At 72.7% G+C, this 11,931-nt stretch carries 6 protein-coding genes; 4 read left to right on the top strand and 2 right to left on the bottom strand.

Annotated elements, in window-relative coordinates:
- Positions 1 to 79: 79 nt before the first annotated feature.
- Positions 80 to 1,264: a cytochrome P450 gene (locus ITP53_RS04885; RefSeq protein WP_407941214.1), complete on the bottom strand. Its 1,185-nt coding sequence runs from the start codon at positions 1,262 to 1,264 to the stop codon at positions 80 to 82.
- Between the two features lie 106 nt (positions 1,265 to 1,370).
- Here ITP53_RS04885 and ITP53_RS04880 point away from each other — a divergent pair, with 106 nt between their 5' ends.
- The 4 genes from ITP53_RS04880 (at position 1,371) to ITP53_RS04865 (ending at position 10,403) form a co-directional block, all read left to right on the top strand.
- Entirely contained in the window at positions 1,371 to 4,787 is a 3,417-nt protein-coding gene (locus ITP53_RS04880; RefSeq protein WP_328813991.1) for a phosphodiester glycosidase family protein, read from the top strand.
- Between the two features lie 194 nt (positions 4,788 to 4,981).
- On the top strand, positions 4,982 to 6,166 hold the full coding sequence (locus ITP53_RS04875) for an amidohydrolase family protein (RefSeq protein ID WP_195894068.1): 1,185 nt from the start codon (positions 4,982 to 4,984) through the stop codon (positions 6,164 to 6,166).
- 40 nt (positions 6,167 to 6,206) lie between these two features.
- Positions 6,207 to 7,457, top strand: a complete 1,251-nt coding sequence (locus ITP53_RS04870; RefSeq protein ID WP_328813988.1) for a M20 metallopeptidase family protein — start codon at positions 6,207 to 6,209, stop codon at positions 7,455 to 7,457.
- 174 nt (positions 7,458 to 7,631) lie between these two features.
- A complete protein-coding gene (locus tag ITP53_RS04865) occupies positions 7,632 to 10,403 on the top strand; it encodes a glycoside hydrolase family 2 TIM barrel-domain containing protein (protein WP_195894066.1) in 2,772 nt (923 codons plus the stop codon).
- Positions 10,404 to 10,716: 313 nt separating this feature from the next.
- On the opposite strand, the gene tuf is transcribed toward ITP53_RS04865, so the two are convergent.
- On the bottom strand, positions 10,717 to 11,883 hold the full coding sequence (gene tuf / locus ITP53_RS04860) for an elongation factor Tu (RefSeq protein ID WP_195894065.1): 1,167 nt from the start codon (positions 11,881 to 11,883) through the stop codon (positions 10,717 to 10,719).
- Positions 11,884 to 11,931 lie beyond the last annotated feature (48 nt).

The raw sequence follows: 11,931 nt of genomic DNA, 5'->3' as shown, positions 1-11,931 counted from the left end.
GGCCTACCGTAGTCGGGCGTGCCGGGTGATCGTGGTCGGGCGCGCCGGGTGACCGTGGCCGGGCGTGCCGGTCGGCCGGTCACCAGGTGAGGTGGAGCTCCTCGGGGGCGCGGTGGATGAGTGTGGCGGACATCGCGACGTCCCCGGTGGCCGGGCGCAGGCCGGGCAGCTCACGGACCAGCAGCTCCAGGGTGACCCTGAGCTGCTCACGGGCCAGGAACGCGCCCGGACAGGCGTGCACGCCGTGCCCGAACGACAGGTGCCGGGCCGGCTCGCGCGCGATGTCGAACTCGTCCGGCCGCTCGAACACCGCCTCGTCCCTGCCCGCGGAACCGAACGACACGAACACCGTCTCGCCCTCCCGCAACCGCGTCCCTGCCACCTCGACCGGCCGCGTGACGAGGCGGCGGAAGCCCTGCACCGGCGCCTCGAACCTGGCCGCCTCCTCGATCGCCGCCGGCGCCAGATCGGGCCGCGCGCACAGCAGCTCCCACTGCCGGCGGTCGCGCAGCAGCAGGTGCACGGTGGTGCCGAGCAGCGCGGTCGTGGTCAGGTGGCCGGCCAGCATGAGGTTCATCAGGTTGGCCGCGATCTCGTCGCGCTCCCCGGCGCTCGGCTCGCCGGCGGCCAGCCCCCTGACCAGCTCGCCGGTCAGGCTCTGCTGGTCCCGCGACCTGGCGGCGTGCGCGTCGAGCCGGTGACGCAGGGCGGCCACCTCGCGGGCGGTGGCGATCTGCTCCTCCTCGGGCATCGGCAGGAACAGCAGGTCCTCGGCCCGGTCCGCCGCCCGGATCGCGCCGGGCACGTCCGCAGGGTCCAGGCCCATCAGGTGGCCGATGACCGCCGCGGGCAGCGGGCCGGCGTACTGCGACATCCACTCCACCCGGCCCGCCGGCGCGAACGAGGCGATCAGCCCGGCCGCCGTTTCCTGGACGAACGGCAGCGCCGCGGCGACCCTGGCGGGCGACAGGCCGCGGGTGAGCGGCCGGCGGTAGCGCTGGTGCGCGGCGCCGTCCGTGCTCAGCACCACCGGCGCGCCGCCGGGAGCGTCCGTCAGCTCGGCGAGCGCGGCCGGGGCCGGGATCACGTCGGGGCGCAGGGCGCCCTTGGAGGAGAAGTCGTCCGGCCTGCCGAGCACCTCGCGCACGTCGGCGTGCCTGGTCACGAGCCAGGCGTCCAGCTCCTCGGCGAAGGTCAGCCCGGGGGCCGCGCGGGCCCTGGCGTAGACGGGATACGGGTCGCGGTAGAGCGCTTCTCGATCCACCCGTCCCATGCTGCAAGCCGGGCGGCGGGCGGAGCAAGGTGTGAAATTATCTTTTAGTTCACTCTTAAGTCTTGAAAGTTATATCCACGAGCGATTGAGTTCGGTCGTGCAGACCCTCCGAATGCTGGCCGCAGCCGCGCTCGTGTTAGGCCCCCTGGCCCTGACCGCCGCGCCCGCTCAGGCCGATCCCACCGCACCCCCCAGAGGGGAAACCGCAGAGGACGCGCTCCAGGCGTCGTCCTATCCGCCGTCGTCCACGCTGCTCGCCCCGGCGGCCACGGCCGCCGCGCCGAAGCTGGAGACGGCCAAGAAGACCCGGCCGATCGCCCCGGGGATCTCGCTGACGTCGTTCGACACGTATGACGCGCTCGGCTGGTTACGCGCCGACGCCGTCACCGCCGACCTGGGCGGAGCGACGGCCGACTACGTGTTCTCCGGCGAGGTGTCCAAGACCGAGCCGCTGTCCGGGCCCGCGAAGCGCTCCCACGCCGTCGCGGCCGTCAACGGCGACTTCTTCGACATCAACAACTCCGGCGCGGCCCAGGGCATCGGCGTCCAGAACGGCGACCTGGTCCAGTCACCGGTCGCCGGGCACGAGAACGCGGTAGCGATCACCGGTGACGGCGTCGGACGCGTGCTCAAGATGTACTTCGAGGGCACCGCCACCCCGGCCGGCGGATCGCCGGTCGCGCTCACCCAGTTCAACCAGATCGTGCAGCGCGACGGCGTCGGGCTGTTCACGCCGCTGTGGGGCTCGTACAACCGGGCCCGCGCCGTCGAGGGCTCCGCGTCCGTCACCGAGGTCGTCCTGGCCGAAGGCGTGGTCTCCGAGGTACGCACGTCCGCGGGCACCGGCCCGATCCCGGCGGGGACCTCGATCCTGCTCGGCAGGGACGCCGGGGCGGCCGCGCTGTCCGCGCTGAAGGCCGGCGACCGGGTGGACGTGAAGTACCAGCCCAAGTCGTCCGACGGCAGCACCGTCAAGGCGGCCGTGGGCGGTAACTGGGTGCTCGTCAAGGACGGCGAGGTGCAGAACTCCACCGACACCGCCGCGCACCCCCGTACCGCCGTGGGCTTTTCCGCCGACGGCAGGAAGATGTACCTGCTGACCGTGGACGGCCGCCAGGTCGACAGCCGGGGCGTCACGCTCAACGAGCTGGCCGCCATGATGATCGAGCTCGGCGCCGCGAACGCGCTCAACCTCGACGGCGGCGGCTCCTCCACCATGCTCGCCCGCGAGCCGGGCGCCGCCGACGTGCAGATCGAGAACACCCCGTCGGACGGCGGCGAGCGCCACGTCCCCAACGGCCTCGCGCTCTACGCGCCCGAGGGCAGCGGCAAGCTCAAGGGCTTCTGGGTGGAGACCGCCAGTGACCCGAGCCGGGCCCCCGGGGGCGGGCCGGTCGCCGGTGGCCGTACCGAGCGCGTCTTCCCCGGCCTCACCAGGCGGCTGACCGCCGCCGGATACGACGAGACGTACGGCCCCGCCGCCGGCACGCCGAAGTGGCGGTCCAGCCCGGTCGTGCACGGCGTCGTCCGCGACGGGAGGTTCCATGCCCTGGTGCCGGGCCCTGCCACCGTCACCGCCTCGCGTGGCGGCGCCAAGGGCACGCTGGAGCTGACCGTGCTGCAGCCGCTGAAGCGGCTCGGCGCCACCGCCGACCGGCTCGGCATGCAGGGCGCGGGCGGGACGGCCACGTTCGGAGTGGTCGGATACGACCAGAACGGCAACTCCGCGCCCATCGAGCCGGGTGACCTCACGCTCGACTACGACGAGAGCCTGTTCGAGGTGACCGCCGCCGAGCAGGGCTACTTCACCGTCAAGGCCAAGCAGGCCACCGGGTCCGGGCTGATCACCGCCAAGGTCGGCGCGATCACCACCGCCGTGCCGGTGACCGTCGGGATGGAGGCCAAGCCGGTCGCCGACTTCGAGGACGCGGCCACGTGGCAGTTCGCCGCCGCCCGTGCCACCGGCTCCCTGTCGGCCGCCCCCGGGCAGAGCGGCGGCGGGCTGAAGCTGTCGTACGACTTCACCACCTCGACCGCCACCCGGGCCGCGTACGCCGGCCCGCCCCAGCAGATCGTGGTGGACGGGCAGCCGCAGGCGTTCGGGCTCTGGATCAACTCCACAGGCAAGGGGGAGTGGCCGAGCCTGGAGTTCTACGACGCGCTCGGCCAGTCGCAGATCCTGCGCGGCCCCTACATGACGTGGACCGGCTGGAGGTACGTCGAGTTCCCCGTGCCCGCCGGCGTCAGCTACCCGCTCAAGCTGCGGCGCTTCTACGTCGCGGAGACCAAGGCAGACGCGAAGTACACCAACGAGATCCTCATCGACGGCCTGGTCGCCAAGGTGCCGCCGTCGGTGTCCGCGCCCGCCGGACCCAAGGTCGCCGACCCGGTGGTGAAGGCGGACGTGGCCAGGATGCCGTGGCGGTTCGCGGTCATGTCGGACGCGCAGTTCGTGGCCAGGGACCCCGACAGCGACCTCGTCAAGAACGCCCGCCGCACGCTCCAGGAGATCAAGGCGGCCAAGCCGGACTTCCTGCTGATCAACGGCGACCTGGTGGACGAGGCCTCGCCCGAGGACTTCGCGCTGGCGAAGCGGGTCCTGGACGAGGAACTCGGCGGAAAGCTGAAATATCACTACATTCCTGGCAACCATGAGGTGATGGGCGGGCAGATCGACAACTTCAAGGCCGTCTTCGGTGACACGTACCGAACCTTCGACCACAAGGGCACCCGGTTCATCACCCTGGACACCTCCCGGCTGAGCATCAGGGGCGGCGGCTTCGACCAGGTCGCCCTGCTCCGCTCCGAGCTGGACAAGGCCGCGAAGGACGCGTCGGTCGGATCCGTCGCGGTCGTCTTCCACGTGCCGCCGCGCGACCCGACGCCCGGCAAGGGCAGCCAGCTCGGCGACAGGAAGGAGGCGGCGCTCGTCGAAGGGTGGCTGGCCGACTTCCAGCGGACCACCGGCAAGGGCGCCGCCTACATCGGGGCGCACGTGGGGACCTTCCACGCCGAGCGGGTGGATGCGGTGCCGTACTTCATCAACGGCAACTCCGGCAAGAACCCGGCCACCGCGCCCGACGACGGCGGGTTCACCGGCTGGTCGCTGTGGGGCGTCGACCCCGTGACGCGGGCCGAGGCCGAGCAGGTCCGGCGCAACTGGTTCGCCGACGCGCCCGGCTGGATCGGCACCCAGGTCAGGCCGCACGTGGACGACCTCGTGCTCACGGCGCCGGCCACGGTCGCCCTCGGGACGCCCGCCCCGGTCTCGGCCGCGGTCGAGCAGGCCGGCAGGACGGTTCCCGCCGCCTACCCGGTGTCGGTCACCTGGTCGGGCTCGCCGAACCTGCACGTCGGCACCCGCGGGACGGCCAAGCCGTGGCATGTCGCCGTGCTCGACCCGGCGGTGGGCACGCTGACCGCGCTCAGGAAGGGGCAGGTGACGGTCGCCGTCACCGTCAACGGCGTCACCCGCCAGGCGAGCGTGGCCGTCACGGCCAGGGCCGCCGCCTGACGGCCCTGGTCCCCTCAGGCCTGACGGTCGTCTGATGGCCGTCTGATGGTCGGGGGCCTCGCGCGGACGGTCGCGCGGGGCCCCTTTCCTCGGTGTTCACCGTGCCGGGGTCGCGGGCAGGGTCACGGGTACGAGATCGTGGAAGCGCTGCTCGCCGCCGACCGCCTGGGCAGCGACCGGGGGAGGGGCGCCGCATGTCCATTGAGCTCGATCTCGTGCCGAGCGGGCTCGTCCGCGCCGTCGAGGAGCTGCCGCTCGTCGACCACCACGTCCACGGCGCCACCGGCAGAGACCTGTCGCGCACGGCGTTCGAGGAGCTGATCACCGAGTCCGACCGGCCGGTGCCCCCGTGGATGACGCAGTTCGACTCCCAGGTGGGCTACGCGATCCTGCGCCACTGCGCTCCCGTGCTCGGGCTCGACCCGCACTGCACGCCGGAGGAATACCTGGCCAGGCGCGCCAGGCTCGGCGCGTACGAGGTCAACCGGCTGCTGCTCGGCGCCGGCGGCGTCGCGCACTTCCTGGTCGAGACAGGCCACCGGGGCGAGGAACTGCTCGGGCCCTCCGGGATGGCGGAGGTGAGCGGCGTGCCTGCCGACGAGGTCGTCCGGCTGGAGGCGGTGGCCGAGCAGGTGGCCTCCGCCGGGTGCGAGGCGCGGGCGTTCGCCGGCCGGTTCGCCGAGGCGCTGTGGGAGCGCACCCGTACGGCGCGCGGGCTCAAGAGCATCGCCGCCTACCGCTGCGGCCTCGACTTCGACCCCTCGCCGCCCACCGGCGCGGAGGTCGAGGAGGCGGCCGGCCGCTGGCTGGACTCGGGCGTTCGCCGGCTGGACGACCCGGTGCTGCTGCGGCACCTCATCTGGACCGGCATCGAGCGCGGGCTGCCGCTGCAGTTCCACGCCGGGTTCGGGGATCCTGACGCGGACCTGCGGCGCGCGGATCCGCTGCTGCTGCGGGGGCTGATCGAGCTGGCCGAGCCGTCCGGGGTGCCGCTGGTGCTGCTGCACTGCTACCCGTACCAGCGGCAGGCCGGGTTCCTCGCGCACGCGTACCCGAACGTGTACTTCGACGTGGGGCTGGGCGTGAACTTCACCGGAGCGCGTAGCGTGGCCCTGGTGGCCGAGAGCCTGGAGGTCGCGCCGTTCGCCAAGGTGCTGTTCTCGTCCGACGCCTGGGGGCCCGCCGAGCTGCACCACCTGGGGGCGGTGCTGTGGCGGCGGGCGATGGTGCGGGTCCTGGGCAGTTTCGTGGCCGAGGGGGACTGGTCGGTGGAGCAGGCGGTGCGGGTGGCCTCGCTGGTGGGCGCGGACAACGCCCGCCGCGTCTACGAGCTGGGACCGGCGCGGTGGGGGGTCGGCACGGTGGGGGCGCCGGAATGAGGACGGAATGAGGACAGGACCGAGAACGGAGGAGTCCGGAGTGAGGCGGGACTTGTACGAGGCGGCCCAACGGGGGGCCCAAAGGGAGGCCCGATGGGAGACGCTGCGGGAGGCCCGATGGGAGGCACTGCGGGAGGCGCTGCGCGTGGAACTGCCTGTCGCCGAGGCGCTCAGGCGGGAGCTGCATGCCCTGCCGCGCGTGTCCGGTGAGGAGGGGCCGACGCTCAAACGGGTGCTCGACGCGCTGCCCGACGGCCTGGCCGAGCATGTGGCGGGGACGGGCGCGGTGCTACGGATCGGCGGGCCAGGCCCGGCGGTGGCGGTGCGCGGCGAGCTGGACGCCCTGCCGATCATCGAACGCACCGGCGTCCCCTGGGCGGCCGTCAACGGCGCCATGCACGCGTGCGGCCACGACGTCCACCTCGCCGCCGTCGTCGCGCTCGCCAGGGCCGTCCACCAGCTCGCCATCCCGCCCGCTCCGGACGTCACGGCCCCAGGCGCCGGTATGGCGCCGCTGGTCGTGGTGCTGCAGCCGCGTGAGGAGACCTTCCCGTCCGGCGCGCACGACGTCGTCACCTCGGGCGTGCTCCAGCGCAACGACGTGCGGGCGATGATCGGCGCTCATGTGCAGCCCGTGCTGGCTGAGGACACCATCGCCTGCACCCCGGGCCCGGTGAACGCATCGTCGGACGAGTTCCGGGTGACCGTCAGGGGCGAGGGGGGCCATGCGGCGTACCCGCACCTCACCCGCGACCCGGTCGTGGCCCTGGCACAGGTCGTGGTGGCGGCGCAGCAGCTCGTCAGCCGGGTCGCCGACCCCATGGTGCCGACGGTGGTCACGTTCGGGATGATCGACGCCGGCACCACGCCGAACGCCGTCCCCGGGGAGGCGGTGGCCAGGGGCACGCTGCGGGCGATGTCGGAGGACTGGCGGGAGACGCTGCACTACCGGTTCACGCAGCTCGTCGAGGACGTGGCCAGGGCGTACGGATGCGCGGCCGAGGTCGAGATCCTGCCCGGCGAGCCCATGCTGGACAATGACGTGGCGCTGGCCGTACGGACGGGGGACCTGCTGCGGGCGCAGGGGTGGGCGGTGACCGACAGGCTGCGCTCGTGCGGGGCCGACGACTTCGCGCACTACGGGCAGGTGGCGCCGGTGCTGATGATGTTCGTGGGCGTGGACACGGCGGCGGGGCTGCACACCCCCGAGTTCCTGCCCGACGCCACCAGCGTGGGCACGGTCGCCGAGGCGCTGCTGGCCGGCTACCTGGCGGCGTCCCCGGCACCGTGATGTCCGGCACCGTGATGTCCGGCACCGTGATGTCCGGCACCGTGATGTCCGGCACCGTGATGTCCGGCACGTCGAGTATGTGTGTCGTGGGTCGCCCCCGGACGGTCGTCAACCGGTACGGACAGAGGGCTCATCACTGTCGAAATCGGTCTTGAACCTTTAGGCTCAGCGGCGATGGATCTCGAAACTTTCGCCCCCGGACATGGCCGCCTCGAACCCCGGGCCGCGCTCCGCTCCGACGCGCCCGCGCTCGATCTCAACGGGACGTGGCGGTTCCGCCTCTCACCCACAGCGCACGCCCCCGACGACTTCGCCAGGCCGGACTTCGACGACGCGGGCTGGGACGACCTCCCGGTCCCCTCGCACTGGCCGCTGCACGGCCACGGCGCGCCCGCGTACACGAACGTGTCCTATCCGTTCCCCGTGGATCCGCCCCGCGTCCCCGACGAGAACCCGACCGGTGACCACCGCCGCGTGTTCGACCTGCCGGCGGGCTGGACGGGCGGCAGGGTGCGGTTCGAGGGCGTGGACTCGTTCGCGCGGGTCTGGCTGAACGGTCACGAGCTGGGCTTCTCGACGGGCAGCAGGCTGCCGGTCGAGTTCGACGCCGGGCCGTGGCTCAGGCCGGGCCGCAACGTGCTGGCCGTACGCGTACACCAGTGGTCGGCCGCCAGTTATCTGGAAGACCAGGACATGTGGTGGCTGCCCGGCATCTTCCGTGACGTCACGCTCACCCGATCTTCGGCCGACGTGTTCGTACGCGCGGGCTACGCGGGCGGGCGCGGCACCCTGAGCTTCGACGGGCCGGGCACGCTGAGCGTCCCCGAGCTCGGCGTCGCCGATCTCGAGCCCGGTGTCGAGGTCGAGGTCGCGGCGGAGCCGTGGACGGCCGAGACACCCCGCCTCTACGACGCCGTCGTGACCTGCCCGGAGGAGTCCGTACGGCTGCGCGTCGGCTTCCGCACGATCTCCATCGTGGACGGCGTGCTCCTCGCCAACGACACGCCGCTGCTGCTCAAGGGCGTGAACCGGCACGAGTTCCACCCCGGGCACGGTCGCGCGGTGCCGTACGAGACGATGCGCGAGGACGTGCTGCTGATGAAGCGGCACAACGTCAACGCCGTCCGGACCAGTCACTACCCGCCCCACCCGCACTTCCTGGACCTGTGCGACGAGCTGGGCCTGTGGGTGATCGACGAGTGCGACCTGGAGACGCACGGCTTCGGCCAGGTCGGCTGGCGCGCCAACCCCACCGACGACCCGCGCTACGCCGACGCGCTGCTCGACCGCATGCGCCGGATGGTCGAGCGCGACAAGAACCACCCCAGCGTGATCATGTGGTCGCTCGGCAACGAGGCCGGCGTCGGCCAGAACCTGGCCGTCATGGCCGGCTGGACGCGGGAGCGCGACCCGTCCCGCCCGATCCACTACGAGGGCGACTGGTCGTGCGCCCACACCGACGTCTACTCGCGCATGTACGCCTCCCACGCCGAGGTCGAGGCCATCGGCCGGCGCGCCGAGGACCCGCTCGACGACCTCGAACTGGACGCGCGGCGGCGGGAGATGCCGTTCCTGCAGTGCGAGTACGCCCACGCCATGGGCAACGGGCCCGGCGGCCTGGCCGAGTACCAGCAGCTGTTCGAGACCCATCCGCGGCTGGCCGGCGGCTTCATCTGGGAGTGGATCGACCACGGCCTGGCGCATCCGGAGCTCGAGTACGCGTACGGCGGCGACTACGGCGAGCCCCTCCACGACGGGAACTTCGTGATCGACGGGCTGGTGTTCCCCGACCGGACGCCCTCGCCCGGGCTGATCGACCTGAAGAAGGTGTTCGAGCCGGTCAAGTTCGAGTTCGGGGACGGCGTCGTGCGGGTCGTCGACTCCTATGACTTCCGTGACCTGTCCCACCTGGAGTTCGTCGCCGCGGTGGAGGTGGAGGGCGAGACCGTCGCCGAGCACCGGCTCGACGTGCCGGCCGGGGGCGGCGAGTGCAAGGTGCCCGACACGCCGGGACCTGCGGGCGAGCGGTGGCTGACCGTGCGGGCCGTGCTGGCCGGCGACCAGTCGTGGGCGCCGGCGGGGCAAGAGGTGGCGTGGGCGCAGGCACTCCTGGCCGGGCCTTCGGTCCGGCCCCCGGCCGCTCCGCCGGCCGCCTTCGTGCGGGACGGTGACGAGATCGCCGCCGGGGGTTGCGCCTTCGACGCGGCCACCGGGCGGCTCGTCCGGCTGTTCGGGCTGGAGGTGGAGGGTCCGCGGCTCGACCTGTGGCGCGCGCCGACCGACAACGACAGGTACGGCGGTCTCGAAGGCAAGTGGCGCGGGCTCGGCCTGCACCGCCTCACCCACCGGGTGGACTCCCTGGAGACCGGCGACGGCCTGACCGTCCGTACCCGGGTAGCGCCCGCCGCCACGGATCTCGGGATGTGGGCGACGTACCGGTGGACGTTCGACGGGGGGCTGCGGCTGGTCCTGGACATCGAGCCGGACGGCGACTGGCGGGAGCCGATCCCGCGGCTCGGCGTCACGATGTCCGTGCCGGGTGACGTCGGCGAGGTGACCTGGTTCGGGCTTGGGCCGGGGGAGGCGTACCCGGACACCGGCATGGGGGCCAGGGTGGGGCGGTGGTCGGCCACCGTCGACGAGCTGCAGACGCCGTACGTCCGTCCGCAGGAGAACGGGCACCGGGCCGACGTGCGGTGGGCCCGGTTCGGGGCGTTCCGGGTGTCGGGTGAGCCGACCTTCGGGATGACCGCGCGACGGTGGAGCGTCGACGAGCTGGCGGCGGCCCGGCATCGGCCCGACCTGGTGGCCGGGGACCGGGTGCACCTCCACCTCGACCTCGCCCACCAGGGCATCGGCACCGCCACCTGCGGGCCTGGGACGTTGCCCGCGTACGAGCTGAGGGCCCGCCGCGCGACCCTCCGCCTCCGCTTCGACCCCTCCTGACCAGAAACGCCCGGCCCCTCGACCGATCCTGACCTGAGGCCCGGCCTGACCCCTGAGGCGGCTGACTCCTGAGGCGTGGCCGGACTCTTGAGGCCTGGTCTGACCCTGCGCGCGGCCTGACCCCTGAGGCGCGGCCCGACCCGAAAGGCCGGGTTGGTCCGAGAGGCATGGGTTGTCGCCTGGGTCGTTCTGAGAGGCCTGGGTTGATCCAGAGGCATGGGTTGGTCCGAGAGGCCTGGGTTTGTCCAAGAGGCCTGGGTTTGTCCGAGAGGCCGGGCCCCGCACGGTGGCGGGACCCGGCCTCACACGCCGATCAGCCGGTCACGGTGAGGACGGTGCCCGCGCCGACCGTGAGCCCGCCCTCGCGGATCGCGAAGCCGAGCCCAGGCTCGAGCGCGACCGCCTTGCCGAGCTCGACCGTCACCTCGACCGTGTCACCCGGATGCGCGGGCGCGGGCAGCGCCAGCTCACCCGGCACGTCCGTGGTGCGCAGGTAGAACTGCGGCCGGTACCCGGACGCGATCGGCCTGCGCCGTCCGCCCTCCTCGGGGGTGAGGAGGTAGACGCGGGCGGTGAACGACCTGTGGGCCGCCTGGCTGCCGGGCTCGGCCAGCACCATGCCCCGCCGAACCTGCTCGCGGCGCACGCCACGCAGCAGCACGGCGGCGTTGTCGCCGGCCTCGCCCCGCTCCATCGTCTTGCCGAACGTCTCCACGCCCGTCACGACGGCGTCGAACCCGTCACCGAACCCGACCGCTTCGACCGTGTCGCCGACCCGGACCGTGCCGCGCTCGATGGCGCCGGTCACGACCGTGCCGCGGCCGGTGACCGTGAGCACGTTCTCGACCGGCATCAGGAACGGCGCGTCGACGTACCGGACCGGCACGGGGATGTGCTCGTCGACCGCCTGCAGCAGCGCCTCGACCGAGGCCGTCCAGACCGGGTCGCCCTCCAGCGCCCGCAGCCCGGACACCCGGACCATCGGGACGCCCTGGTAACCGTGCTCGGTCAGCAGCTCCTGCAGCTCCAGCTCGACCAGGTCGGTCAGCTCCGGGTCGGCGCCGTCGGCCTTGTTGACGGCCACCACCAGGTGCTCCACGCCGACCCGCTTGGCCAGCAGCACGTGCTCCCTGGTCTGCGGCATGATCCCGTCGTGCGCGGACACGACCAGGATCGCGCCGTCGAGCTGCGCCGCCCCCGTGATCATGTTCTTCACGTAGTCGGCGTGGCCCGGCATGTCCACGTGGGCGTAGTGCCTGGTGGCGGTCTCGTACTCGACGTGCGAGATGTTGATCGTGATCCCCCTGGAGGCCTCCTCCGGGGTCCGGTCGATCCGCTCGAACGGCGTGTACGTCGCCTGCCCCCGCTCCGCCAGCACCTTGGTGATCGCGGCGGTCAGCGTGGTCTTGCCGTGGTCGACGTGCCCCATCGTGCCGATGTTGAGATGCGGCTTGTTGCGTACGTAGGCCTGCTTGGCCATGATTCCTCTTCTCGCGAGTCCTGGAAATCTCGTGACCCGTCAGGGCCG

Origin of the sequence: Nonomuraea cypriaca, assembly GCF_015645445.1 — a bacterium.
Lineage (GTDB): Bacteria > Actinomycetota > Actinomycetes > Streptosporangiales > Streptosporangiaceae > Nonomuraea > Nonomuraea cypriaca.
Note: the sequence above shows the minus strand (reverse complement) of the source record. Positions and strands in the feature narration are given on the sequence as shown.

Excerpts from the sequence above, each read along its gene's own strand:
- ITP53_RS04875 (WP_195894068.1), top strand. The coding sequence starts at position 4,982 with ATGTCCATTGAGCTCGATCTCGTGCCGAGCGGGCTCGTCCGCGCCGTC.
- ITP53_RS04865 (WP_195894066.1), top strand. The coding sequence starts at position 7,632 with ATGGATCTCGAAACTTTCGCCCCCGGACATGGCCGCCTCGAACCCCGG.
- tuf (WP_195894065.1), bottom strand. The coding sequence starts at position 11,883 with ATGGCCAAGCAGGCCTACGTACGCAACAAGCCGCATCTCAACATCGGC.